Source organism: Paenibacillus sp. FSL W7-1088 (assembly GCF_037969855.1).
Lineage (GTDB): Bacteria > Bacillota > Bacilli > Paenibacillales > Paenibacillaceae > Paenibacillus.
The window spans coordinates 4,667,084-4,693,749 of the sequence record NZ_CP150216.1; the positions used below are offsets into that span (position 1 = coordinate 4,667,084).

Annotated in this window: 29 protein-coding genes; 1 reads left to right on the forward strand and 28 read right to left on the reverse strand. The window is 47.2% G+C overall.

The features are described from left to right. Positions 1–7: 7 nt before the first annotated feature. From MKY42_RS20965 to MKY42_RS21035, 15 genes are all read right to left on the reverse strand, one after another. A complete protein-coding gene (locus MKY42_RS20965; RefSeq protein WP_090900508.1) occupies positions 8–1,312 on the reverse strand; it encodes an amidohydrolase in 1,305 nt (434 codons plus the stop codon). Further along, positions 1,299–1,952, reverse strand: coding sequence for a redox-sensing transcriptional repressor Rex (locus MKY42_RS20970; RefSeq protein WP_053780717.1), 654 nt, complete (start codon positions 1,950–1,952; stop codon positions 1,299–1,301). The genes MKY42_RS20965 and MKY42_RS20970 overlap by 14 nt, the downstream gene beginning before the upstream one ends. A gap of 227 nt (positions 1,953–2,179) precedes the next feature. Continuing rightward, positions 2,180–5,041, reverse strand: coding sequence for an ATP-dependent DNA helicase DinG (dinG, locus tag MKY42_RS20975; RefSeq protein WP_179264055.1), 2,862 nt, complete (start codon positions 5,039–5,041; stop codon positions 2,180–2,182). Positions 5,042–5,183: 142 nt separating this feature from the next. Further along, positions 5,184–5,807: a tetratricopeptide repeat protein gene (locus MKY42_RS20980; RefSeq protein ID WP_339844397.1), complete on the reverse strand. Its 624-nt coding sequence runs from the start codon at positions 5,805–5,807 to the stop codon at positions 5,184–5,186. 117 nt (positions 5,808–5,924) lie between these two features. Beyond that, positions 5,925–6,308 (reverse strand): aspartate 1-decarboxylase, encoded by a 384-nt coding sequence (gene panD / locus MKY42_RS20985; RefSeq protein WP_062327492.1) that lies wholly within the window; start codon positions 6,306–6,308, stop codon positions 5,925–5,927. Next, positions 6,301–7,197, reverse strand: a complete 897-nt coding sequence (panC, locus tag MKY42_RS20990; RefSeq protein ID WP_090900518.1) for a pantoate--beta-alanine ligase — start codon at positions 7,195–7,197, stop codon at positions 6,301–6,303. The genes panD and panC overlap by 8 nt, the downstream gene beginning before the upstream one ends. Further along, the gene (panB, locus tag MKY42_RS20995) at positions 7,194–8,069 is read right to left on the reverse strand and encodes a 3-methyl-2-oxobutanoate hydroxymethyltransferase (RefSeq protein ID WP_090900521.1); all 876 of its coding nucleotides are present in this window, start codon (positions 8,067–8,069) and stop codon (positions 7,194–7,196) included. The genes panC and panB overlap by 4 nt, the downstream gene beginning before the upstream one ends. A gap of 330 nt (positions 8,070–8,399) precedes the next feature. Beyond that, a complete protein-coding gene (locus MKY42_RS21000; RefSeq protein WP_090900524.1) occupies positions 8,400–9,377 on the reverse strand; it encodes a biotin--[acetyl-CoA-carboxylase] ligase in 978 nt (325 codons plus the stop codon). After that, a complete protein-coding gene (locus tag MKY42_RS21005) occupies positions 9,364–10,662 on the reverse strand; it encodes a CCA tRNA nucleotidyltransferase (protein WP_306459201.1) in 1,299 nt (432 codons plus the stop codon). The genes MKY42_RS21000 and MKY42_RS21005 overlap by 14 nt, the downstream gene beginning before the upstream one ends. A gap of 81 nt (positions 10,663–10,743) precedes the next feature. Beyond that, complete coding sequence (bshA, locus tag MKY42_RS21010; RefSeq protein WP_090900527.1) at positions 10,744–11,904, reverse strand: N-acetyl-alpha-D-glucosaminyl L-malate synthase BshA; 1,161 nt, start codon at positions 11,902–11,904, stop codon at positions 10,744–10,746. A gap of 96 nt (positions 11,905–12,000) precedes the next feature. Beyond that, positions 12,001–12,702: a bacillithiol biosynthesis deacetylase BshB1 gene (gene bshB1, locus MKY42_RS21015; protein WP_090900532.1), complete on the reverse strand. Its 702-nt coding sequence runs from the start codon at positions 12,700–12,702 to the stop codon at positions 12,001–12,003. Beyond that, the gene (gene mgsA / locus MKY42_RS21020; RefSeq protein WP_024630633.1) at positions 12,699–13,139 is read right to left on the reverse strand and encodes a methylglyoxal synthase; all 441 of its coding nucleotides are present in this window, start codon (positions 13,137–13,139) and stop codon (positions 12,699–12,701) included. The genes bshB1 and mgsA overlap by 4 nt, the downstream gene beginning before the upstream one ends. A gap of 232 nt (positions 13,140–13,371) precedes the next feature. Further along, entirely contained in the window at positions 13,372–14,175 is an 804-nt protein-coding gene (gene dapB / locus MKY42_RS21025; protein ID WP_053780709.1) for a 4-hydroxy-tetrahydrodipicolinate reductase, read from the reverse strand. Positions 14,176–14,256: 81 nt separating this feature from the next. Next, complete coding sequence (locus MKY42_RS21030; RefSeq protein ID WP_090900535.1) at positions 14,257–14,781, reverse strand: tetratricopeptide repeat protein; 525 nt, start codon at positions 14,779–14,781, stop codon at positions 14,257–14,259. Between the two features lie 51 nt (positions 14,782–14,832). Beyond that, complete coding sequence (locus MKY42_RS21035; protein WP_024630636.1) at positions 14,833–15,162, reverse strand: nucleotide pyrophosphohydrolase; 330 nt, start codon at positions 15,160–15,162, stop codon at positions 14,833–14,835. 173 nt (positions 15,163–15,335) lie between these two features. On the opposite strand from MKY42_RS21035, the gene MKY42_RS21040 reads away from it, so the two are divergent. After that, complete coding sequence (locus MKY42_RS21040; RefSeq protein ID WP_339844416.1) at positions 15,336–16,205, forward strand: YitT family protein; 870 nt, start codon at positions 15,336–15,338, stop codon at positions 16,203–16,205. Positions 16,206–16,308: 103 nt separating this feature from the next. Here MKY42_RS21040 and MKY42_RS21045 read toward each other — a convergent pair whose 3' ends face one another. From MKY42_RS21045 to MKY42_RS21105, 13 genes are all read right to left on the reverse strand, one after another. Then, complete coding sequence (locus MKY42_RS21045) at positions 16,309–17,178, reverse strand: sporulation protein YpjB (protein ID WP_339844419.1); 870 nt, start codon at positions 17,176–17,178, stop codon at positions 16,309–16,311. A gap of 65 nt (positions 17,179–17,243) precedes the next feature. Further along, positions 17,244–17,870: a DUF1405 domain-containing protein gene (locus tag MKY42_RS21050; protein ID WP_109998660.1), complete on the reverse strand. Its 627-nt coding sequence runs from the start codon at positions 17,868–17,870 to the stop codon at positions 17,244–17,246. A 113-nt stretch (positions 17,871–17,983) separates the two neighbouring features. Beyond that, entirely contained in the window at positions 17,984–18,865 is an 882-nt protein-coding gene (locus MKY42_RS21055; protein WP_339844421.1) for a c-type cytochrome, read from the reverse strand. Between the two features lie 21 nt (positions 18,866–18,886). After that, entirely contained in the window at positions 18,887–19,558 is a 672-nt protein-coding gene (locus MKY42_RS21060) for a cytochrome b6 (protein WP_017687726.1), read from the reverse strand. A gap of 15 nt (positions 19,559–19,573) precedes the next feature. Continuing rightward, a complete protein-coding gene (locus MKY42_RS21065; RefSeq protein ID WP_090900541.1) occupies positions 19,574–20,116 on the reverse strand; it encodes a ubiquinol-cytochrome c reductase iron-sulfur subunit in 543 nt (180 codons plus the stop codon). A 193-nt stretch (positions 20,117–20,309) separates the two neighbouring features. Then, positions 20,310–20,732 (reverse strand): DUF2487 family protein, encoded by a 423-nt coding sequence (locus tag MKY42_RS21070; RefSeq protein WP_339844426.1) that lies wholly within the window; start codon positions 20,730–20,732, stop codon positions 20,310–20,312. Between the two features lie 163 nt (positions 20,733–20,895). Next, complete coding sequence (locus tag MKY42_RS21075; protein WP_024630643.1) at positions 20,896–21,075, reverse strand: IDEAL domain-containing protein; 180 nt, start codon at positions 21,073–21,075, stop codon at positions 20,896–20,898. 23 nt (positions 21,076–21,098) lie between these two features. Then, positions 21,099–21,605 carry a gamma carbonic anhydrase family protein gene (locus MKY42_RS21080; protein WP_063566783.1) on the reverse strand — a complete coding sequence of 169 codons (507 nt, stop codon included), beginning with the start codon at positions 21,603–21,605 and terminating at the stop codon, positions 21,099–21,101. Between the two features lie 44 nt (positions 21,606–21,649). After that, on the reverse strand, positions 21,650–22,768 hold the full coding sequence (locus MKY42_RS21085; RefSeq protein WP_339844431.1) for a hypothetical protein: 1,119 nt from the start codon (positions 22,766–22,768) through the stop codon (positions 21,650–21,652). A gap of 236 nt (positions 22,769–23,004) precedes the next feature. Continuing rightward, positions 23,005–23,604, reverse strand: coding sequence for a histidine phosphatase family protein (locus MKY42_RS21090; RefSeq protein WP_090900553.1), 600 nt, complete (start codon positions 23,602–23,604; stop codon positions 23,005–23,007). Between the two features lie 40 nt (positions 23,605–23,644). Next, positions 23,645–24,280, reverse strand: a complete 636-nt coding sequence (locus tag MKY42_RS21095; protein ID WP_090900556.1) for a zf-HC2 domain-containing protein — start codon at positions 24,278–24,280, stop codon at positions 23,645–23,647. Further along, entirely contained in the window at positions 24,277–24,870 is a 594-nt protein-coding gene (locus MKY42_RS21100) for a sigma-70 family RNA polymerase sigma factor (protein WP_053780698.1), read from the reverse strand. The genes MKY42_RS21095 and MKY42_RS21100 overlap by 4 nt, the downstream gene beginning before the upstream one ends. Positions 24,871–25,554: 684 nt before the next feature. Beyond that, positions 25,555–26,649 carry a prephenate dehydrogenase gene (locus MKY42_RS21105; RefSeq protein WP_090900559.1) on the reverse strand — a complete coding sequence of 365 codons (1,095 nt, stop codon included), beginning with the start codon at positions 26,647–26,649 and terminating at the stop codon, positions 25,555–25,557. Positions 26,650–26,666: the final 17 nt, after the last annotated feature.

Here is a 26,666-nt window from a genome sequence, read left to right on the forward strand (position 1 = left end):
CTTGTAATTAACGGGCCAGCAAACTGTCAAATGCCAGTTGAGACTCACGCAGAATGCGCTCTTCATCCATCGTAAGACATTCGCCATGTTTAACCACCTGATTACCATCCACCCACACATGCTCCACATCTTTGGCTGAAGCCGAGTAGACCGTATGGGAAATCAGGTCCGTATGCGGATAGAAATGGGCCTGCTCGATGTTCAACGCGATGAAGTCAGCCTTCATGCCAACTTGCAGAGCGCCTGTATTGTTCAGGAATATAGATTTGGCCCCATATGAAGTTCCAAGCAGAAGTGCTTCCCCTGCCGGCACTGCAGTAGGGTCACCGGACACCCCTTTGTGAATCAAGGCAGCCAGTCTCATTTCTTCAAACATGTCAAGATTGTTGTTACTTGCTGGTCCGTCTGTTCCCAGGGACACGGTTACGCCAGCTTTCAACAGATCAGGCACACGTGCAACACCCGAAGCCAATTTCAGGTTACTGCCTGGATTGTGGGACACTGCTACATCATGCTTTGCGAGAATCTCGATCTCTTCATCATTCAGATGTACCGCGTGTGCAACCAGAGAAGGACGGGAGAAAAATCCTAGCTTCTCCAGATGTGCGACTGGACGCAGTCCGTAATCAGCCACGTTCTGCTCCACTTCGCGAAGCGTTTCAGACATATGCGTATGCAAAGGCAGATTCAGGTCATGAGCAACCTGTACCAGCTTCTCTATGTAATCCGGAGGGCAAGTGTAAGGTGCGTGTGGAGAGATTACGGTTGTAATTCTTCCGTCTGCTTGTCCATTCCATTGACGAGCAAATGCGGCGGACTCTTCCAGCTTGCGCAGTTGTTCTTCTTCTGAGCAAAGTCCGATGACCCCACGTGCCAGAGCAGCCCGAACGCCGGATTGTTCCACCACTTTCGCAACCTGATCCATATGATCATACATATCCAGGAAAGCTGTTGTTCCACCTTTCAACATTTCAAGCACGGATAGGGATGTACCCCAATAAACGTCTTCAGACGTCATTTTGGCTTCCATCGGCCACATTTTCTCCTGCAACCATACTTGTAACGCCAGATCGTCTCCATGGCCTCTCAGAAGCGACATGGCCGCATGACCATGCGTATTGATCAGACCCGGCAAGAAGAACAGTCCTTTTCCGTCCACCTTTGTCAGACTTTCGTCTCCTTCCGGCAATGTCTCACCAATATGCACAATCTTGTCATTCTCTACAACCATAAAGCCTTGAACCACGTTCCAATTCGCGCCTTCACTCACGGCAAATTTGCCGTTGTGAATTACCCATCTATTTGTCGTCATCTTCCTCGTCGTCCTTTCCATTCTCCAAGTAATAAGCCAGACTAAGCAAATCCGTCGTAAAATCGGCATGGTGAATGCGAATATGCGGCGGGGTCTTCAGGATGGTTGGCGCAAAGTTAAGAATTGCTTCAATTCCTGACTCAATCAGCTGATCCGCAACATTTTGGGCTTCCGTATCCGGAACCGTGATGATACCGATGCGTATGTTATCCTTTTTGACCGAATCCGTTAATTCATTCATCGGCTGCACCGTCAAACTGTTGATTTGACTCCCAATCTTCGGACCATAGGCATCAAATACAGCGACAATCTTCATGTTGTCTTTGAGGTAAGCATTGTAATTGGACAAGGCATGTCCCAAATTACCAGCTCCGACAAGAGCCACATTGATCTGCTGGTCTATTTTTAAAATATGGCGAATTTTCTCGATGAGATATGAAACGTCATACCCGATTCCTTTACGACCAAAGTCACCGAAGTAAGCCAAGTCTTTACGAATCTGGGCCGGATTCAAATCCAACCTCAGTCCAAGTTCTTGTGAAGAAACCGTATTGACTTCGCGCTGATGCAGTTCATTCAAATAACGCAAGTAAACAGGCAATCTGCGCACCACGGCTTCCGAAATTTTATCTGATTTCATTCAATTGCTCCCCCTTACCAAAGCCACGATAGATAGATGAAAAGATGAGCACCCTGTCTAAAACGATGCAACATGATTTCTGAATTAAACAGGATGCTCCTTGTTATATAATGGATAATTGCTTTATTCGCCTTACTCGCATATCCATGAAACGAATACATGATATTACTCAATTTTACAGCCAATCAGTGGCGTCATGCAATAATGGAAGCTACAAAGCGTATCTGTTATTGTTGCTCTTCAGTGGGTCTCTCGAGCCATTCCGAAATGCGTGGAACCATCTGCTCAGTGAGCATGTGCTCCATTTTGGGACCAGGTAATGAGTATAAAAAGTACTTGCCATAATACGCTTCAATAACGCGTGTATCGTATACAATTACAATGCCTCTGTCTTTGCCTGTACGAACCAGTCTGCCAAATCCCTGTTTGAAGCGGATGACAGCTTGTGGTACGGACAGCTTCATAAACGGGTTTTTCTTCTGCTGCTGCAAAAGCTCGCTCTTCGCTTCGACCAATGGATGATTCGGTGGCTGGAATGGCAGTCTGACAATCGCAAGACAGGTCAGAGCCTCTCCTGGAATGTCCACCCCTTCCCAGAAGCTGCTTGTGCCAAGAAGCACCGTTGCTTTCGCATCTTGGAAGCGGCGTGTAAGCTTGGAACGGCTGCCGCTGTCCACCCCTTGCCCCAGCAAAGATATTTCATTGCCTGACAAAGCCTCTTTGAGCGGGTCATAGACCTGGCGCAGCATGCGGTAGGAGGTGAACAACACCATCATGCGTCCACGAGTCGCAATAGCCGTTTCCGCGAGCGAGTGTACGAGCATATCCACAAAGTGGGCATCGCCTACACTGCCCTTCACGCTTGGGAAATCACGCGGAATGACGAGCAGAGCCTGATCGCGATAATTGAACGGTGACGGCAGCATGGACGTCAACAGACGGTTATTTTCGGCAGCTTCCTGCAAGCCCAACTGTTCGATCATGAATTGAAATGACTTGTCAACGGAGAGCGTAGCCGATGTAAGCACAACGCTTTTCTTTTTATCAAAGAACATATCCTTCAATTGGGCACTGACATCGACAGGAACAGCATAGAGCTGCAGTGATTTGCTGCGGAACTGGCCGCTGGCCTCCATCCAGTACACGGTGTTGGCATCATCCATCCGCATGAAGAAACGCAGGTTATCCTTGATCGTTGCCAAATCCTTCAGCAGACCTGAGATATCCGTAATCAGACTATCGGACTGATAATCGTCCTGATCTTCTTTCACTTCAAGCAGCAGCTTGTCGCCTTTACGAATCAAATCGCCTAGAGTGACATAAATTTGGTTTTCAGCATCCTGCAATTCCTGCCATTTGGCTGGTTTTTGCGAAGGCTTCAGTCTAAGAGAAAATTGTCCTGTCTCCCCTGGAGAGGCATCGCTGCGTTCAGGCAGCAGGCCGAACAAGGTATCGCTTAGTCGATCCCACATCTCCTTGACTTCTACAGCAAGCGGGAACATCTGATCAATCATGGAGCCCCACTGTACCGAATTTTCATGTCCCGACAATTGAGAACGAAGCATCGGCAGTTGGCCATTACGGCTATCTTTAAACAGTCGGGTCAGTGTATGAACCAACGTAAAGTATTTCATATGAAGACCAAGGTGTTTACCTGCTACGTCCTCCAGATGATGTGCTTCATCGATGACGAGACTTTCGTAGGCCGGCAGCAGCTGATGTGCTGCTTTGACATCCGTAAATAATTTCGAGTGATTCGTAATAACGATATCGGACAGCCCGGCTTCATGTTTGGCACGATGATAGAAACATTTGCGGAACCAAGGACAGGAACGTCCAAGACAGGATTCAGACTCGCTCTGTACCGTCTCCCAGAAGTCTCCTCCGCGCCCGCTTAGATTCAGTTCCTCGTCATCTCCAGTCTCCGTCTGGGTAAGCCAGACAATCATCTGAGCCGCTGTAAAATAATCCTCTTTCGGTGTAGCAAATTCACGTTTATTGATTTTATGCTCAAACTTACGCAGACACAGATAGTGCCCACGTCCTTTGAACACTGCTGCCTTGAACGGGAACGGAACCACTTGGGTCAGCATAGGAATATCCCGCTCTCTCAATTGCTCCTGCAGGTTGATGGTATGTGTGCTGACCATGACTTTCTGTTCCTGTTTCACACTTTCATAGATGGCAGGCAGCAAATAACCAAGTGATTTGCCCGTACCTGTCCCAGCTTCGATCAAGAGATGTTTCTCTTCATCCAAAGCTTGTCGTACACTGCTGAACATCTGAGTTTGCGCCTCACGCTCCTCATAATGGTCCAGCGTCTCCTTCAGGTTATCTCTAACCTGATCCATAAACTGCTCAAAACTTACGCCTTCCAGCGGATTACCTTCTCGCTCATCGCGTGGTGAGCCTATATCGGTCCAGTCACTCACGTTCAAGGCAAGCTGGCGGTAATACGTATGACCATCCAGATCCTGAATCGGCTCTGCTTCCTTCTCAGTACGCATTCCGTCGAAGAACCAGCCCAAGTCACTGTCTTCCGGTGCAAACAGGTCACTGAGGCGCTGAATCGTGATCAGAGGCAATGCACGCAGCTCATCGAGACACTTCAGTAGTACAAAAGCTGTGGCAAGTGCATCACTGTCTGCCTGATGAGGGCGGTCATGCTGAAATCCGAATTCTGAAGACACATAACCGAGTTGGTAAGAGCCCAGTGACGGGAACGAAATCTTCAGGAAATCAATCGTATCCAGAATCCGTCCGGTAAATGGCAAATAACCGCATCGATCAAGTGCATTTTGAAGAAAATGAAAATCAAAAGCAACATTGTGTCCAACAAGAACCACATCGTCAAGCAGCGGAACCATCTCCATCATCATCTCTTCCAATGAGGGAGCATCCGCCACATCTTCATCGGTAATACCGGTTAACCCCGTAATAAACGGGGGAATCGGTACACCTGGGTTCACATAAGAACTATATATTTGAGTTATGCTGTAGTCATGATCTATGATGGCAAGTCCGGCCTGTATTATCTCACCGTCGGACTGCGTGCCGGTTGTTTCGAAATCCAATACGGCAAATTTCATTGCAATGTACGGTCCCTTCCATTCCAGTCTATGTTACAGCATAGCAAAAAAAAGGGCATTTGAAAATTAACTGACAAAAAAGGCGGTGTCCCCGCCGCTATGCCAGAGGAGGGAACACCGTCTTTTTGCCGCCGAATAGCCTTTAATTTAAGGCAGTCAGCTGATTTGCATATTGCAATTTTCCGCTGTTTAAACGACAGGCTTCCATGTTATACAGCGGTTCGGTCAACGTGGGGTCATACTGAAGCGCCTGAGCAAATAGTGAACATGCACCTTCAGGGTTCGCAAGCTTGGCCTCGATACAGCCCAGGACGTTACACACCAGCCCCTTCAATCTCGGCGAACCATTCAGATGCATGATCCGCTGCAAGTGTATTCCTGCTTCCTCGGTTTGTTCCAGGTTAAGATGAGCAAGAGCCAGGTAAAAACGAGTTAATGCACTTTCTGGATAGTCGGTCACAACCCTGGAAAATTGCATAATCGCCTGCGGGTACATTTGCAGTTTGAAATATCCCTGACCGCGACTGAAACACTCCAGATGCAGTTCCGGCAGAGCGGTAACAGCTTCCTGTTCAGGTTCGAGGGTAGCGGGCTTATCCAGCTCCCTTTCCCTTACCTGGCTCATTTTTTCTTCAAACATCAGCCACTCATCAATCATCCCGTCACTCATCCGCTTCAGAAAATTCCACTTTTGCAGCAATTCCTGTTTGTTTAGGCCTTCAGCAGAAGGGTAGCGCTTGATAATTTCATCTAACATGTCGTTCATTTCTGCGAAAACATGCTGGAACATCGATGCATCCCCACCCTTGAAAAAATGGATTAGTGCAGTGACCTGTACTCATTTTTTGTAGAATGGGGCGATTTCATTCCCCTTACCAGTCGATTACATAATCGTCGCATGAACTTCTTGCTTCATCGTTTGCACAGGTTTATTCTGTCCATCCACAAATACAACGGTAGGCTTGTGATTATTTGCCTCTTCTTGAGACATCATCGCATAGGAAATGATAATGACGGTATCCCCAGGCTGTACCAGACGGGCCGCTGCTCCATTCAAGCAGATTACTCCACTTCCCCGTGGACCTGGAATGACATAGGTTTCCAAACGTGCGCCATTGTTGTTATTCACAATTTGCACTTTCTCATTTTCCATCAGATCGGAAGTTTCCATTAGATCTTCATCAATGGTAATGCTACCCACATAGTTGAGGTTTGCTTCCGTAACGGTTGCCCGGTGAATTTTGGATTTCATTAGTGTTCTAAACATGGGACAGTACCTCCGATTTTTGCAGCCTTATATTGTCAATCAATCTTGTTTTGCCGAATTTTACTGCAAGTGCGATCAACAAATCGTCACGACCATGAACTTTTTCCTGATCCGCAAGTGGCTCCAGACTTGGAAAAGCCTGAATTTCAGCATAATCAATCACAGCCATTGGTGAACGTTCAATGTTCTGACGCAATATGCCGCGGATATCCGCTGCCGTCAACGCCGTCCCCGCATCTACAGCTTCCTGTGCCTCACGTAACGCCTTGGACAGAACGAGAGCTTCCTGACGCTGTTCTGTACTGAGGTACACGTTGCGCGAACTAAGCGCCAATCCATCACTTTCACGAACGATAGGACAAGGTACAATCTCAACTGCCATGTTCAAATCGTTAACCATCTGCTGGATCACAGCTACCTGCTGTGCGTCCTTCATGCCAAAAAATGCACGCTGCGGTTGTACAATGTTAAACAGCTTCGACACGACCGTAGTCACTCCGTCAAAATGCCCTGGACGAGAAGCACCGCACAAGCGATCTGTTAAACGGGAAACCGATACGGTCGTTTGTGTAGGCTGTGGATACATCTCTTCAACAGAGGGAATAAATACGATATCCACCCCTTTTGCTCGTGCTGTTTCCACATCTCTGGCTTCATCCCTAGGGTAACTGTCAAAGTCTTCATTCGGACCAAATTGAATGGGATTTACGAATATGCTCAAAACCACGATATCACTCTGTTGTTTGGCCGCTTGCATCAAGCTTGCATGGCCATCATGAAGAAATCCCATCGTAGGCACAAGTCCTACAACGGACTCTCTGGACTGAATCGACTGACGTTTCAAGCTCAGTTCTTGTCTTAATTCTGCGATTGTCCGTATCACTTTCATGCGTTCGTCTCCACCTTTTCTTTGCGATGTCCATACAGTTGATCCAGAACGCCGTCAGCGGCGGTAAATATATGCTCTTCTGCCGGGAATGAGCGATCTTTGACTTCTTTCACATAGGACTCAATGCTATTACGAATTAATGTACCTACGTCTCCATACGATTTGACAAAGCGTTTTGGGGTGTATGGGGAAGCATACTGAACCACATCATGGAATACCAGTACCTGACCATCACACCCTCTACCTGCCCCAATACCAATCGTAGGAATAGACAGTTCTTCCGAGATTGCTCTAGCCACTTCTTCCGTAACCAGCTCTAGTACAATGCCGAAAGCTCCGGCTGCTTCAAGCGCCTTGGCTTCGTCCATCAGCCGTTTGGCATCTGCAGCATCCTTGCCCTGAATACGATAACCGCCAATTTGATTCACGGACTGTGGTGTAAGTCCGATATGTCCAAGTACAGGTACACCGGCTTGCACAACCGCTTTTACCGTATCCGCGATTTCGAGACCGCCCTCCATCTTGACTGCTTGTGCATGCCCCTCCTGCATCAGGCGACGAACACCTTTGAGCGTCTCATCCAGGCTGCCATGATACGTCATGAAGGGCATGTCAGCAACGATAAACGTATTTCCCGCACCACGTACCACAGAGCGTGTATGGTACACCATATCGTCGATCGTAACAGGCAAGGTGGAGTTATAACCCAATACCACGTTTCCCAGTGAATCACCAACCAGAATCAGATCGATACCCGCTTCCTCAGCCAATTGGGCTGTCGGATAATCGTAAGCTGTAATCATGCTAAGCGGCACGCCGTCCTGCTTATATTTTTTCATTTTCACAATATTCAACGCTGATTTGTTTGCCATTTTCGTCATGGCTCCTCTCATCTTTTCAATTTAAAAACAACAAAAAAACCTTTTAGTTTCCACTAAAAAGTCCCGAAAAGTCAAAAAAGAGTCACTTGCGATCGTCCCTTCTGTCTCGGTCCTCTTCGGCTCAGAGCAGAATCCAACAACTCACTTTATTACCATTGCTGCCTTGTCACTGCAACATTTTGAAGCAGAACAAAGCATACTACTGCCGGAGTGCAATTCGGTCTGCATTAGCCGATATCGCCTCACGAACACAGTATACCAAAGTTCTGCCCAAAGTTCACGTCTTATGTTCATTTTAACGGTGTAAATTCGACAAATTGTTTAATTTACCAATGAAACTTCACCGGAGTAAACCGATACACGCTCACCGTTTTTCTTCTCCAAAATCAATGCGCCAGAAGAATCAAGGCCTATGGCTGTACCTTCGATGATCCCCTGTGGATTAGCCACCTTAATTTCACGATTCATGGATACGGACAAAGCTTCCCAGAGCGAAGAGATCACATCGAACCCTTCCTTTTGATACAAAAAATACAAACGCTCCAATTCTGAGAGAATGGCCGCTGCAAGTTTGGTTCGGTCTACGGTTTGTCCCGTTTCCATCTTAAGTGAAGTTGCGATTGAACTCAGATCCTCAGGATAATCCTTAGGATCAAAGTTCACATCTACGCCTATGCCTGCGATACAGTAGCGTAATTCGTGGTCTTCAACAGTTGATTCAAGCAGAATCCCGCATACCTTGCGACCATCAATAAAAAGATCATTAGGCCATTTAATCCCGGCATCAGCACCTGTATATGACCGAATGGCACGACACACCGCCACACCCGTTAATAACGTAAGCTGTGGTGTATTTTGCAGTGCAAGCTCCGGACGCATTAGAACACTCATCCAGATGCCTCGTCCAGGTGGGGAGTACCATTTACGTCCAAAGCGACCTCGTCCACCCGTCTGTTCTTCTGCCAGAACCACTGCCCCTTCGCCCTGCCCCTGCTCAGCCATGTGCTGAACATCACCTTGGGTAGACAACGTGGAATTCAGAATGATCGCCTTCCGACCAAACACCGTCGTTTCCAGAGCCAGCTGAAGCGCTGTAGCATCGATACTGTCCGGTTTCGTCACCAAGCGATACCCTTTGCGAGATACTGCTTCAAACTCATAACCCATATCGCGCAGTTTGTTTACGTGCTTCCACACGGCCGTACGGCTAATGGAAAGGTTGCGACTGATCTCCTCACCAGACACAAACTCCCCTTCGGCATTCAGTAACATATGTAACAGTTCCTCATGCTTTGTCATCTGCAGCCACCCGCTTTACTTCGTTGGTCAGCATGTCATGCTGATTCGCTATATTTCCGATCGCAGTCTCTCTTAAGAGATGTTTCATCAATTGTCCCAGCCATGGTCCACCCTTACGTCCAAGCAGCTGCAGAACGTTCTCACCTGTAATTTGCAGATCTTTCAGTTCATGCACTTTCATAGATTGACTCCATGCAGCACCTCGGGATTGTATTATGTCGATCTGTTCTTCGTGCAGAACCTCTTGATCTCGCCAACCTGCTGGAAACAGTCGTTGAACGATGAGCCAGTCCTCTGTTGCCTGACGTCCGCAAGCTAGCACAGTCACGATCCATTCTGATCGTAGTGTCTCTTCATCCCTCAGCTCCTGTACGACAGTCTGAATTAACTGTTCGACCTGGAGAACTCCACTAATGCGGGAACGATCGTCATTAGAAAACGTCCATTTTCGAAGCAAAGCATCTGCTTCATCTCGGGTATAACGACCTGCAATCAGTATCATGGACCAGCGCAATAAAACGTTCTCTTCCATCAATTGTTCCATATTGCACATGAGGGCTTTATTGAATCGTTCCATATGGATCGGTGCTTTCACATGCTCCAGCGCCTGGCTGCGAAACAGCAATTCCAGACCGCGCAGCGGATGGGGGCCTGCCATCATTTTCACCATTTCGGTACGTACTCTTTCCATGGCGATATGTTGGAGCAGATCCTTTTGATGAACAAGCCCCTTCCAGGTGTTGTAGGCAATTTTGAAATCAAATACCGAAGCAAAACGAACACAGCGAAGCATCCGCAGCGCATCTTCACCAAAGCGTTCTGCTGCCGATCCCACACATCTGACCCGCCCATCCTGAATATCCGATTGTCCCCCGAAAGGATCAACGATATTTCCGTCTCGATCCATAGCGAGAGCATTCATTGTGAAGTCACGCCGCTGCAAATCTTCTTTGACATCCTGCACAAATTGAACGGCAGCGGGTCTTCGATTATCCTTATATTCAGATTCGGTGCGGAAGGTCGTAACTTCAAAGTAAAAACCTCCTGAACGAACAGTAACCGTTCCATGCTGGAGGCCTGTAGGAATGCAATCGGCGAACAGTTCCATGACTTGCTCAGGGGAAGCGGACGTGGTGATATCCATATCATCCACGCTACGTTCCAGCAGTTCATCACGTACACAACCACCGACCCAGTAGGCCTCGTACCCTTTTTCATTTAATGTCCGCAGCACCTGTTCACTTTGTCTTGCCATTTCATGGTCTACCTGTGTCCATTCAACCACTTACTCTCACCCCATAACTACGTGTTGCTTGGTGTGGCTTACACAGAACTATTTCCAAGATGGAACTATCCTATCTGACGATCAGCCACAAACCGGCTTCAGATTTGGAACTTCACGTCCCAGTACCCGGTAGTATATTTGTTCATATTCGTGCCGAATGGCATCATTACAGAAATCATGGTGTGCCCGTCTCAAGCACGCTTCTCTGAAGTCCGCAGTCAAACGATCGTCTGTCAACAAACGAATCGTGTTCTCCGCCATCGATTGCGTGTCGCCGATTGGAGACAAAAATCCGGTCTTGCCGTGCAATACCAGCTCAGGGATACCTCCTGCTAGTGAACCAATGGTAGGTACGCCACAAGCCATGGCTTCGAGTGCCACCAGACCAAAGCTTTCCTTCTCGGACGGCAGCATAAGCACATCAGCCATCGAAATGACTTGAGCAATATCATCCTGCTTACCCAGGAAATGAACTTTGTCATTCAGTCCAAGCTCATTAATCTTCCATTGAATCTTCGGCAAATCCGGTCCTTCTCCAACAAATAACAGTTTGGCAGGTACTTGCTCCTGTACTTGGCGGAACACCTCTACAACATCCTGTGTTCTCTTCACAGGACGGAAGTTGGAGATATGCATCAGTATTTTTTCGTGAGGTGCTGCGAAGTCTCTACGCAGACTTGCGGCGTCACGCGGATAATAAATTCGTTTATCAATAAAGTTATAGGTCAGATCAATTGGACGTCTTATATCCAGCAATTCAACCGTTTCACGAATCAAATCCTGGGAAACGGCCGTAACCGCATCACTCTCGTTGATGGCAAGTCGAATCAAATCCTTCAACGACTCATCCTGCGCCAGTACGGTAATATCTGTTCCGTGTAACGTTGTGACCACCTTTAAATCCTCACCCACCATTTGTTTAGCCAAAAAGGCACACACCGCATGTGGCACTGCATAATGTACGTGCAGCAGATCCAGTTGCTGTGCTTTGGCTACTTGCGCCATTTTCGTGGCCAATGACAGGTCATACGGTGGATAACGGAAGACGTAATAATCGTTGACCTCAACTTCATGATAGAAAATATTTTTCTGAAATTTACCCAGTCTAAACGGAATACTATTGGCAATAAAATGAACCTGGTGACCCTGTTCGGCAAGCAATTTGCCCAGCTCCGTTGCGACAACGCCAGACCCTCCGAGGGACGGATAACAGGTTATACCAATTTTTAGCTTTTGATCCATCCGGTGGACGCTCCTTTAATCTCCCGCGTGTGCAGGTTGATGTAATGCAACGGAATTGCAATTGATAAATGATTTATACGAGAAAGTTCAATCGTTTTATGACTTGGCAGCTTGGCCAAATTGATGAACTACATATGGTGTAATACTAGCGAATCCTTCTGCAAATGGAATAAGGCTACGCTGTCCGAGCAAAGAATCCCGGGCTTTTACACGTTCAATATATCCTTGAGTCAATGGAGTGGCAACTGCGCCTTCTCCCAATTCGAACTGGGAACGATAACTGAGCAATGAATTTTCCTTCTGCTCATAGTGTTCCGTAATATCCACAATCAAATCCGTTGGTCCGATATCGTTAATGAAGTAAAAATACAATTCTTTCACCTGAACTGCGGGCATGTCCGGCTTATAGTTTCTAAGCTTGGCATTAAAGACAGCCTCCTGCACCAGCTTGCTGCACATCACATGATCCGGGTGACGATCCTCCCAATAAGGCGCAAACACGATTCGAGGGGCATGACGCCGTATCTCGGCAGTCACAGCTTCGATGTGTTCAGGAGTCATATACAGTCCCCGATCAGGCAAACCGAGATTGCTTCGACACGAAAGACCGAGGACGCGGGAGGCTTGCTCCGCTTCCTCGGCTCTGCGCTCTACTGTCCCGTTGGAGGACATCTCTGCCCGGGTCAGATCACACACGCCTACTTTCAGTCCCGCTGCAGTATGTTTGGCAATCGTTCCTGCCATTCCAATCTCTGCATCATCCGCGTGTGCACCAAATATGAGAATGTCCAAACTCATTGAGCATCACCCGAATTCAATCCACCCTCAGGCTTGTATTTATGTACAAGCTCTCTCCAGCCAAAATCACCGCGATCGAGCGCTTTAACGAGAATCTCTGCCGTTGCAATATTGGTAGCAAGCGGTATTCCCTGTACATCGCACAAACGCAGCAAAGCGTTAATATCTGGTTCATGCGGCTGTGCCATTAATGGATCACGCAGAAAAATAATCAAATCCATCTCATTTTGCGCAACCAAAGCTCCGATCTGTTGATCCCCGCCCAGTGGACCGGATTCAAACCGATGGATCTGTAATGAGGTGCCTTCCATAATACGAAGACCTGTTGTACCTGTCGAGTAGAGTTGATGGTCTGTAAATACATTTTCGTAGGCTGTCACGAAGTTAACCATCTCTTCTTTTTTGCGATCATGGGCAATAAATGCGATTTTCAACATGACAATCTCCTTTTAGTGTGTGTTCAAAAAGTCAGGTTTTCAGCACCAAGAAGGTTGGATAAAGCTAGGGACTGAGTAGCGGAGCTACACGTTTTCGGAGAAAACGGCTTCGGAAGCATGTGCTTGCGAACCTACGTGAGCAACGGAAGGCCCGGCTGAATTCAAGATTCGATGTCGTATCCGCTTCTCGAGTGACCTCGTGATCAAAAGTTGACTTTTTGAACTACCTCTTTTAGTCGATAAAGTGATCAAATCCGTAGATGAGTCCTGTATATTCCATAACCTTCTGTACACCAATCTTAACACCAGGCATATAACCTGCCCGTTCATAAGAGTCATGACGAATTTTGAGAGATTGGCCAAAGTCTCCAAATACCACTTCCTGCTGGGCGAATACCCCCGGCAACCGTACACTATGAATTCGGAATCCATTATAATATCCGCCACGCGATCCTTCGATCGTCTCTTCTTCATTCGGATTGCCCTGACGAAGTTCCTCACGGTTTGCTGCAATTAGCTCGGCTGTTTTGATTGCTGTACCTGAAGGAGCATCCAGCTTCTGATCGCCGTGATATTCGATGATCTCCACATTCGGCATATGTTTGGCAGCTTGTGCGGCAAATCTCATCATCAGAATAGCACCGATCGAGAAATTCGGGGCGATTAGCCCTCCAATGCCTTTGTCCTGACACTGCTTGTCCAGCTGTTCAATCTGCTCCGGCGTAAAGCCGGTAACACCCATAACAGGTCTTACACCGTGACGAATGGCAATCTCTGTATGGGCAAAGGCGTATTGAGGGACTGTGAAGTCCACCATAACCTGTGGTTTAGTCTCTGCAAAAGCCATCTCGATATCATCGGTCAGAAGCACCCCACATTCGGGCAGACCGACAAGTGTTCCGGCATCCGTGCCTACTCCGGAGCGGTTGACCGCTGCGGCGAGCTCCAGTTCAGGATCTTGAAGCACCAGTTTCACTACTTCACGGCCCATCCGGCCAGCCGCTCCGATTACGGCAACTCTTATTACTTCACTCATCTTGGCTGCATCTCCTCACTATGTTGGTTCGTTTGGTTGAATCCATTTCAACGGATATCCATTCCGTTATGAAATGGACCCTTATTGAATGGACTTCATACGCTGCTTAATTTCCTGTAACATTAGATGCAGTTGCTCATTCTGCGGGTCCAGTAACAATGCGTCACGAACGGACCGGGTTGCAAGATCGAACTCATTCAGATCGCTGTAAGCAAGTGCAAGCATGATATGCGCTTCCACATATAACGGATCAAGTTTAACCGCCTGTTTCAGCAGATCGGCCGCCTGCACATATCGTTCATGCGTTCCGTCTCCGGCCTGCTCCAGCAGCACCTTGGCCTGAAGGCTTATCTGTTTGGCTTCCAGGGTCTGCAAATGCAAAACATATTCCTCTATCCCCTGTGACAGTTCAACAGCCTTACGCGCATATTCAAGCGCTGGAGCCAGGTGTTGACTGCGGGCATGTGTAATGGAACAACGATAATAGAGCTCCGCATGTTCCGGGTGAGCATTAATAGCAGATTCAAACCAACGAATCGCCTGCTCAAAATCATTTTGCAAAATACAGCGATAAGCATGCTGCATATACTCTTCCGGTGTCATCATCCAAGCTGTCCCTCCCCAATGAGGTGATGGTACAGCATATGTAATCTACGCCTAATCGGTGTTTTTTGGCGTCCACCGATTTGCATCGCGTGTGTTAAATTTATGCATGACTTTGTCGTGCGCCTCAGCCAGGTCGATCCCTAGAGAGTTAGCAAAACAAATCGTGATAAATAATATGTCCCCGAGCTCAAGCTCAATGGAATTGTCTGCTTCGGAAGATTTTTTCGGCTTCTCACCAAATTCGTGATTCACTTCCCTTGCAAGCTCTCCCACCTCTTCAGACATACGGGCGAGCATGGCCAGCGGGCTGAAGTATCCTTCTTTGAACTGAGAAATATACAGATCAACCTCACGCTGCATTTCTGCAATGCTTTTCTCCATGAGAACGGATTCTCCTTTTGAAATTGTGTCGTATTTGTTCCTAATATATCAGTTATTTAGATTCACTTCCACCATCATAAACGACAAATCATTTTTAAAGAATCGATAAACAGGTATACTAAGATGGGAATGATTGCTTTCTCATTCTAATTTGTAAAACGGAGAGGGAACTTATGAGCACTTCCAAAACCTGGGTTCAATTCAAATTGATTCTCCCCATCCTATTGGGTACAGCATTATATGCCTTTGGACTTCTGTACTTCATCATCCCCAACCAGCTCATGGAAGGCGGCGTAACCGGGATTACAGTCCTGCTGAATTATGCGTTTAATATCTCACCTTCGCTTACCACCTTGGTTGTTAATATTCCCCTCTTTCTGGTGGGACTCAAGATTTTGGGCGGCAGACAGATGATCTATACAGGCGTGGGTATAGGAGCGCTTACGGTGTTTCTGTGGTTATTCGAAAAAATGATTCATCTTGGCTGGATTGAACCGCTGCATACCCAGAATGACCTTTTACTTGCGGCGCTTTACGCTGGAGTTACCTTGGGGGCAGGCCTTGGTATCGTATTCCGCTGGGGCGGAACGACCGGTGGCTCTGACATCATTGCCCGCATTCTTAATCGAAAATATGGCTGGAGTATGGGACGTGTACTATTAGGTATCGATTTCATCATTATCGGTATCTCCCTCGTCTACATTCCCAAAGAAAAAATACTGTATACCCTTGTAGCTGTGTTTATCGCCTCTAAAGTGATCGACTTTATCCAGGAAGGAGCCTACTCGGCTCGCGCATTTATGATTATTAGTGACCATGCACCCGAGATTGCAGATCTGATTACCCGTGATATGGACCGCGGTGTCACGCTCATTCCCGCCATTGGTGCGTATTCGAAACAAGCCAAGCATGTTGCTTACTGTGTCATTTCCAGACAGGAATTCCGACGTTTGCAAACGATTGTGCGTTCGATTGACCCAAGAGCTTTTGTTATTATTAGCGATGTCCATGATGTACATGGAGAAGGGTTCAAGGAAAGCTAACTTATATTTGTACAAAAGAAAACCTCTCTCCCCAAGAGAAGAGCCACGGGCTGGCCTTCCTTGCAGATAGAGGTCTTTGTCATATTCTAATGGCAGTAATGGCTTAACGCCGAAACGGAAAAATGCCTTGCTGCTGCGCCCGATATTTTCGGTACCCCGCATAACTTAGCGCTGCTATGATTATGGAAGTAATCAGCAACCCGGCTGCCCTGCGATTGGGACCCTGAACAAACGGTACGAAGGCACTTTCGTCCTTTTCACGACCAAATAACTGATTCACCAGCTCTTCACCATGGGCTACCATACTCTTCAATTGTGCTGTGTCAGTCTGCTTGGCCTCAGTCAGACCCTTGGTGTGAGATAACCAGGCGTCCAGCTGGGCGATCTCGTAAGGTTCACGGCGGATCATCGCCGCAGGCCGGATGGTCTCGTAATGCTCCTCCAGCAAGGCGTAGCGGCTTGCGATTATCGCTGAACTTAGCTGCTGATCTGCCGCGGTTGACAGCGCATCAATATCATTTTTTACGATTTTATAATACTGGAGCCATAAAGGTTTGGCCGGGTTGGCGAGACTGTCCGCTGCAAGTCGAAGTTTGGCAGAGGCCTGCTGGAGAGAAGCATCATCACTTTTTACCCTGACCGCAGCTTCTTTCACTTCAACAATGGTCTCGGATAGGGCATGAATGCCTTCTACTGTCGTCTGACCCTCAAAAGATATATGTTCCAAACCTTTACTGATTCGCAAAATACTGCCTCTAACCTCTTCGATATCATTCTCCAAGGCATGTCGATACAGCAGGGCCGCTTCTTCATTTAATTGCTCAATTGAATTTTTGGCTGATACTTGCTGATCTGTATTTCCGTTCGCACCTGTACTGTCTGCTGATACGCTGTATGATAAGTTCGTCCAGAACAATAGAGTCATGAACGACGCCACCATAAATCCGGTTTTGATCCTGAACGTTCTCTTCATGGACATCCCTCCCATCATCAATGTATGGCAGGGGAGGGTCCCTTAGAACAAGCTTACATGATGAATCAGGCCCGTTTGGCCTGCCTTAAGGCAAGCCATGCACAGAGAATGCTCACTAGCGTCAGTCCAACGGTGAAATTGCGGACGCCATCCAGATGGTCCATCAGCGATGCAGGCAGCCAAGGGAAGATATCATAGGTATAATCCATTGTATCGTTTAACAGCGTCCATAATGCAGCAATCACCAAAGCACCCCAACGGAACCCAAAGAATCGCACATACAGCAAAGCCTCGATAGCCATGGCGCTATGCGACGCAATTAACATCCAATCCTGCCAATTCTGTGCGCCCCCCTGCATCCAGCCTGCAAAAATGATGGAGACTGCCCATACGCCGTATTTTACCGAAGTAACCACAGCAAGCGCCTGTACGACATGTCCAATCCGATTTAGAAGCATCGATTTCGGCTTGTACAAAATCCACAACAAGGATAGTGTAAAAAACAGACTCGCAGTCGGACTGTCCGGCACAAACACAATTTGCCACAGTGGTTGCTGTGCCAGCGTATACTCCAATTGATCCCCGTACCATATGTATCCATATACTGTTCCTAATGCGTTACACCAAAAAAGAAGCCACAGGAAATAACGGCTCGTTAGAAATTCCCGGCTCCAAAAGTACGATAAAGCCACAGGCTCTGCCCCTTTCATCAAATGTATTGTACGTTCCAAAAAATAATGTTGCGAAAAACGCCTCAAAAAAACCTGACCGCATAAACGATCAGGTTTCATTGCTTATTTCGATTTTACTGTTCTGCCTTCTGTTTCGCAAGCCATTCCGCCAGGTGATTGATGTCATCATCTGTCAGCCCTTGGGCGATTGCTTGATCATACATTGCGGGCATACTGTTATATCCTTCTTTGATAATCGTCAGAATTTCTTCCTGGCTGTGTTTGTCACCCACACCCCGAAGCGAAGGCCCTCCTGCGCCCTTCATATCTGCCGCATGGCATCCGATACATCCGGCCTTTTTGAAGGTTTCCATTGCAGGGTCATCCTTCTCAACGATCGCCACTTCTTCTTTTTGACCTGGCGCATTCGACGTAGGAAGACCCTGGGCGCGTTTCTCCCGCGCTTCTTCTTCACGCTGAATGTGTTCCGGCTTCTGGCCGCTTGCTTCCAACTCATGCGCGTAGTGTGTCCATGCAACATTGGTCAGGTAGAACACGGCCATCACTGATAGAATCATAAGTGATGATGCAATCGGACGTTTGTAGAAACGCCGCTCCTTGCCTGTATCCAGAAAAGGGGCCAGTAACAAAGCGCCGAAAGCAACTCCGCTGACTCCAAGTACCCCGAGCAGGACATAATCACCTGAGGCATATGGGTACTTCAAATACTGATACAGAAAAAGGAAGTACCAGTCCGGCATCGGGATAACCGATGCACTTGGATTGGCCGGGTAGCCCAGTGGTGCAGGTTCCGAAATCGTTAATACCAGAATACCAACCAGTACAACGACACCAACCATCCATTCCTTCAGCAAGAAGTTAGGAATAAAAGCCTCTGATTTGCCGGGATACGCCGTGTAATCCGGTGGAGTTATAAACCCCGCTCCTTTACGGACGCGTGAGTCCCCGACGAAGATAATCTTTTCCTGGTCATCTGACTTGTGTCCGTGAGCCATGTCGATTCCTCCCTTCTCAGATTATAGTGGTCCCGAAATGCCCTGTCTGCGGATCATAATAAAGTGACCGACCAGAAGCACCAGAAGCACAGCCGGAAGGAAGAAGACGTGCAGGGCAAAGAACCGTGTTAACGTCTGCGCACCTACAATAGTTCCGCCTTGCAGGAATTCCTTAATGATCGGCCCCAGCCAAGGAACCGTATTCGCAATCTCCAGCGTAACCTTGGTTGCAAAGTAGGCTTTGTTATCCCAAGGCAACAGGTACCCCGTAAGCCCCAGACCCAGCATGACAAAAAAGATCAGCATGCCGACAACCCAGTTCATCTCGCGTGGTGCTTTGTAAGAGCCGGTAAAGAACACACGCATCGTATGTAAGAACATCATAACGATAACCAAGCTGGCTCCCCAATGGTGCATCCCGCGTACAATTTGGCCGAAGGCTACTTTGGTCTGCAAATACTCGACACTGGCGTAAGCATTAATAATATCAGGCACATAATACATGGTCAGGAACATCCCTGACAAAATTTGAATAACAGTGATAAAGAACGTCAATCCACCAAAGCAGTACACGAATGCGGAAAAGTGATGAGCCGGGTTTACGTGCTCTGGAACTTCATGATCCGCAACGTCCCTCCAAATTGGCGTGATATCGAGACGCTCGTCAATCCAGTCATAGACATTTTTAAACATCTGCGTTCACGCCTCCTATTTGACTCGGGTGTTCGGAATAATGTCGCCCAGATAAACCCAACCCTGATCTTCCTTCACCACATACTCATCAAGCGGCTTCGGGGCTACGGCAAGATTCTTGCCTTCCTTGTCATAATGCGCACCATGGCATGGACAATGATATTCGTCGGGATATTGCTTATCACTGTTCCAACCTACGGTACATCCCAAATGTTTACAAATGGGTGAAAGCGCATAGATTTTGCCCTGCTCATCTTTCCTGATCCAGGCGATTAACGAAGCATTGCTCAAATACCAACCGTCTTGCTGTTTCAATTCAAACGTAAATTCTTGAGGTTCATTCGTAATTTTGCTGATTTCCGCTACTTTGACAGAGGTGCCTTCTCCCTTGTGCTGCAATATCGGGTCCACCGCAAAACGGACCATGGGGAGTATTGCACCGGCGGCCATGTAGGCTGTAGCTCCACCAAGCGTGTACGTCAAAAACTGCCTGCGTGACATTTCCATGCGGCTTGGCAATTTCATCGAAGCTTCGTGCTGGTCATGCTCACTGCTCATACTGTCTCCAACCCCCTTTGTCAGCCAACTCTCTCAATCGTTTTCATTATCAGAAATTCCACGACTTACTAGAACATACATAATCATATAGTAGCCCTAGAACACCGTCAAGAATTTGTCACACATTTTTAAGCTTCATTTGTAAGCGTTATTAAAAAATTGTTGGTAAATTGTCACATTTGTCACAGGAAGGTCATCTTTTCCATAACTCACGAATTTTTTCCCCGACCAAACGCGAAATCCCCTCTTCTCCAACCTCTCGAATTAAAACAGAACGACTTAATACCAAATCAGCTGAAGTCACTTGGGTCTGTTCCAATTCTCCATCAGATGACATTATAACCACATATTTGAAACCGGAGGATTTGATTTGTTCGGATAAGGTATTTAATGCCATTGACATATCCGGACACGCATAATGGAATGCAGGGTAAGTCATGATACGCCCTTTGAACGGAATCTCTACCATATCCAAAAAATCTCTAAGCCGCTCCAACGCCTCGGTCGCTTCAACCGGGGAGTGCTTGCCCGTCAGGGCTGTATATGGAATAAGGCATGTATCCAGATAGAGTTGCAGTTCCGCCCAGCTGTCTTGAGTCATCTCACTGAATTTCAATTCCCTAATTCCCCTCTCTATCCATTTTATTCCCATATTATATATGAGCGTATATTATAAATCCAGAGATTCATACTTTTTCCGTGCAGGAATGGTAATAAACGCAAAAAAGAAATGCGTGTTTCACGCATTTCTGTGTTATATATTTATTTTTACATGCTCATCAGTTTATGGCCTTCAGTTCATCCGTCAGATTCCGGAAAGCTACTTCGTCTCCGGTAGCCAATGCCTTATCGATTTCCATATACAGCTTCTCGCTGCGCTGTTTACGAAGCGCGTCGTCCCACACCATCTCAGCAGCCAGCCCCAACATGACTTCATACGTAACTTTCATTTTATCCAATAGGATGCACCTCCAAAACGGATTTAAGAGCTCCTATACTCCTTTCCTTTGGCAACATAACCTAGTGTAGTTCTCGACATCCGCTCAAGATCTGCGTCAGTCAACTCACGTATCACTTTGGCTGGTGTGCCCAAAGCAAGAGTATAAGGCGGTATTTTAGTATTTTCAGTAACAACAGAACCGGCCCCGATCAGCGTATATTCACCAATTTCGGCTCCATTGAGTAGGATAGCGCCCATACCAATCAGCGAACCTGTTCCGATACGACATCCATGGATAATCGCAGAATGCCCCACCGACACATCGTCGTCCAAAATCAAAGGCTGATCCGTGTTGACATGCCCAACAGCATTATCCTGTATATTACAGCGCCGTCCAATCACAATGGGTGCCAGATCGGCGCGCAGCACAGCATTGAACCAGATCGTAGATTCTTCACCCATTGTCAGATCACCTATAAGTTTGGCGCCTTCAGCCATATATACCGAAGGGTGTAACTGGGGTTGCATACCTTTGTATGGAATTATCATAAGTATCACTCCTTAATTTGGGAGTGATTTTAGCAACTTGTCCTTCACTTGTCAAACATAACGGGGGTAATATCCCCGGACAGTGAGCGACAGGATGACGCAAGACGTGAACCCCATGCTGTCATTTGTACTGTTCGCCCATCTGCATGTTCTCCAATGCGAAGCATGCCCAGATGCAGCATCATTTTGAGTATCCTGTTGTCATAAATCGTCTCTGCAGTGTCATAATAGAACGGCTGAATGTAGGGACCAATCTGGCGGAACAAAGACTCTACTGTGGACCAGCCAGCTGCACATTCCCCTGTCCAGTACACAATGGAGGACAGATTGGGAATAGCACCTTTATAAAGTCTTAACCAAAACCGAAATAGCTGTATCATCTCGGCTGTTTTCTCCGCACCCAGCTTGTCTTCACCGGAAGCTGACAATTTCAGCGTGCCCTGCTCCTCACGGACCAGACGATGATGAAAAGCGTAGTCATAGATGAAAGCAAATCGGTCGGGGTAGTCCTTGAACGAACGACCATAACCGAATCTCCATCCAGCCTTACCCACCAACGCTTCACTCACATGTAAATGCTCCATGATCTGCTGCTGGGAACGACGGTACATCATGCCTTCTGCATTTAGTGCTATTTCATGCTGCTGGACAAATTGGAGAAACAGTTTCAGATCATCCGCGAGTAGATGGTATTCATCCCTGTAAACGGGAGGCTCGCTCGTCTGTGCAATGCCTGATTTCAGATGATTGGATAACACATCCCGAAATCTCATTTGCAAATCCTTAGGTACCTGATACAGGTATCTGGTCTGCTGAGTTGTGCCATTAAACAACCATCCACTCTTCGTGAACCGTACGATAAGATCACGTGGACTGGCTCCAGCTTCGCTATCTTTTTTATCCATCGATTGACGAGCAATGGCGACAAGTTCCTCCATACCGAAGTATTGGCGGGCATCAAACAGCAAGTTGTTTAAAAATCGCAGATCTACCTGGTTTAGTTCACGAACCTGCTGCTCAAAAAATGGTCTGCTGCCCAATGTAGTGAGAATACTCTGGATGAGTTCATGTTTGGAATTGGGCTTACACTCGCACTGGTAATAGTCTGCTATTCGATTAAGCTGGCCGATATCGGCAAAAGTAAGCATATCCGCTAGATTCATGGGTCCATCGCCTCGCCCTTGACTACTTTTTGGCTGTTGATTCGGGGCCTGGAGTAGTTTGGTTTTGTAAACATCGTTGACGGAATTCCCATGATCTAAACCTCTTTTTTGCAAATCTTTTATGTTTTAACCATACTATGCCCAAAGTTGCCTGCTCAGAAGAAGAATGAGAGGTTCAAAATCATATAGAAAGATGGTAATAAACGCCCATAATGCAAAAAAACAACCTGAGTCAATCACTCAGGTTGTTTCGCCAGATCCAATGAAAGGTGTCGTGTGCAGTTGTAAAGCAATGGTCTCCAATCGTCACGTTCCTTCTCCAGGATCGTGAGTGACAGGTTTCCAATTCGTTCCGTATAGCGGTCTTTGTACAAAGCTGATAGCAGATTGGCTAAAAAAGCGCCATGGGAGACAATCAGCACATTTTGGTCCTGATGAGCCTCCCATAAATCCTCCAGAAAGCCCAATGCACGTGTCTGAATATCAACAATCTGTTCCTGTCCCAGATCCAGCGTCTCCCAGGAAGCGCCCCAGCGAGCCACACGTTCTTCGGACGTCAGACCTTCAATCTGACCAAAAGCACGCTCCTTCAAGCGTGCATCTGGCTCCAGCAAAGGAACATTCAATAGCCCGGAGATGATCTCTCCTGTCTCCTGAGCCCTGGACAGCCCGCTTGTTATGATGTGGTCCCAACGATACTCTTCGGTAAGCAAACGTCTACCCAGACGCTCAGCTTGCTCTCGACCTTCTGCATTCAGAGGTATGTCTGTCTGTCCTTGAATACGTCCTGCCGCATTCCAGTCGGTTAGGCCGTGACGAATAAGCCCGATCCGCATCTCATCCCTCATTTCTCTATACGGTGAACGAAAGCTTTACCTAAGCACGTGCACCTTGTTTGCGTTTGTTCGTTGAACGATGCATACGCCCAAGAGAGAACAGAGCCATACCAATTGCAAGCAACGACAACGCCATCCAGTACTGAGGATACGCTGGGCCCATGCTCACAACGAAGGGCTCAATAATGCTCCCTCTGTCCGCTCCCGTCATGTTGTACTTGTACAATCCGGAGGAAGTAGGCTCACTGCCCGCTACCCCTGTCTCCAAAATACCTGTAGAGACCACGCTGGTCTGCTCAGCTTCTGTTACGTCTGGCTTAAACATCGCCATGTACAAAAAGCTGCATAAGAAAATTGCCAGGAAAGCAGCAATCCACAAAGACATATGCTTGCGGATCACAGCAGAGAAACGATTAACCTTTGCCTCTTCCGGCAATAGCCATGGAGACTCCGCATAGATCCGTTCCATAACATTACGGTTTACTCTCTCTGCCTGTTGTTCTGTCACTGGGACCGGTATGCTGTGCAGCAGAATTTGAGCTTCTTCCCAAACCTCAAATTGCTGCGAGCAATCTTCACAACCAGCGAGATGAGCATGAAATGCAATCCGCTGAGGATGAGCTTCCGGCAAGTCCCAGACCAGTGCAAACAGCTCCTGGGCTTCATTGCAATTCATCGGTTCTTCATCCCTTCATATGGCTCGTAGACCGGTTCGAAGAAATAAGGTTCCAATTGAGTTTTTACGCTTGATCTTGCTCTGAACAATAACGATTTCACAGAACTAACGCTCTGCCCAAGAATATTTGCAATCTCCTGGTAATCTAGTTGATCATACTCACGGAGTATAATGGCAGAACGCTGCTTCTCCGGTAAATTGTTAATTGCATCCCTAACCAGCATCACCCGCTCACTGCGCAATACAGCATGCTCTGGCGCATTCTCAGAAGGAGCAACAGGTACAATACCGCTCTCTTCAAGTGGAACACTCCCACTACGCTGTTTGCGAAGCTCACTCAATACCGTATTTCTCGCAATGGTATATAACCAGGTTGAGAACGAGGCATCCACCTCTCGGAATGAGTGCAGACTGCGGAACGCCTTATAGAAAGTCTCAGAACAGAGATCTTCCGCAAGCAGCTCCATATTAGAACTTTTCAACATATGATATACGAAAGCCAGTATTTTACGCTGATAACGACTCATCAGCTCGGAATATAACTCTAGGTTACCTTCCTTGATCTCTCGAATCAACTGGGAATCCGTCATTTGAGTGCGACCCCTCCTCGCCCATCCATGTGCTTCTCCCCGTTCGACTCTATCCATGTATTACCGAACAGGCACAAAAAAGTTGCGGTTTTCACCGCATAAAACAGCGTTCAGCGCCAAAACAGGCCTTCCCGCCAAATTCCCCTATGTAATGGCAATTTCCCCAACGTTTCTACATTAACAGTATTTATTGTACAACGGTCTGCATCATCCTGGCAAATCCATGGCTTCCATTGAAGCCCGACCAGTCATTATTATGCAGCCATTTTCTCGTCCATGACTTCAATTTGATCCCTTTTGTGAAGCCACTATTATATTGGACGAACGAAAGCCTCAAAAAGTTTATGCGAATAAAGAATTAATTTAAAATTTCAGAAGAATTTCGTTACCATGCAATTGTCCAAATAAGGATCAATTCCACTTTAAGCAAGGATTATATTTCCTTAATTTACGAATGTTATAATTATTTTAAACAATTTTACTCAAAGTGTTGACAAAATGAAAACGTATACATATAATAAAAGTACAGTATGGTTTCTCTCCACTCCTATCCAATAACTGTATTGCTCCACGTGAGCAATGGCCGCTTATGTAAGCGGTCTTTTTTTTGTCCTTTTTTAGGACATATCCTGTAACAGACGGTTTTCAACATAAAAAAGAGGGCTTTCGCCCCCTTTCAAAAACCTAAACCCATACTTGATACCCCAGGGAATCCAGCAACGTTTTGGCCCGTTCCATTTCTTCTTCCTGCCGGAACGACAAACGCATAATGCCCGGCACATCGACCCGGTTTTCAATAATTTCCATGTTGCTTAAGTTAATATCATTCGCCCCAAGCTCGGTGGCAATCTTGCCGATCATTCCCGGCGCATCCTGCACATCCGTATAAAGATCAAACAACGACGAGATCATACCTTTCCGACGTTCTGGCAGCACGCTGCGGAACTCGCGTGCCTGACGGAACGCTTCCTCAATGCCCTCACCATTTTGTTGCTCCAGCATTTCAGTGAAAGCCGTCATCTGGCTGTTCCAGTCCTTCAGCAAGCCCAGCAGCACCTCACGGTTGCTCAGCAGGATATCTCTCCATACAATGGCATCACTGGAGGCAATCCGGGTAATATCCCGGAAACCGCCTGCAGCCAGCATTTTATATAAAGGGTTCGATTCATTATATTCGCGCACCTGATTGACGAGCGCAACTGCAATGACATGTGGCAAATGACTGATCGCTCCCACAATGTCATCGTGCAGCAGCGGCTCTACACGAACAATCTGGGCACGTGTATACGCAAGAAGATCAGATAACCTGTCGTAAGCTTCTTCAGGTACATATTCTGAAGGGGTCAAGACATAGTATGCATTCTCGAATAACACAGCTGAGGCTGCATCCACACCTGCACGCTCAGATCCGGCCATAGGATGACCGCCAATAAAGTAGGCATCACTCATGCGTACATGCTCCGCACAGGCTGCGATGGACGCCTTTGTGCTGCCAACATCTGTAATGATACATCCCTTTTTCAAGGGAAGCTTGGCCAACTGTTCAAAATATGATTCGAGCAGCCCAACAGGTACGCACAAAAAAATAAAGTCGGCATCCTGTACCGCTTCCTCCAGGGAGAGTGTAGCATCATCCACTACACCACTCGCTATGTACTTGTCCTTCAATTCAGGCAGGTGGGCATAGCCCATCACCGTTACACCGGGCTTGCCTTTAAAGCAAAGCGCCAATGAACCGCCGATGAGCCCTACACCGATCATTGCAATTTTTAATTTCATGGGTCCTCACTCTTTTC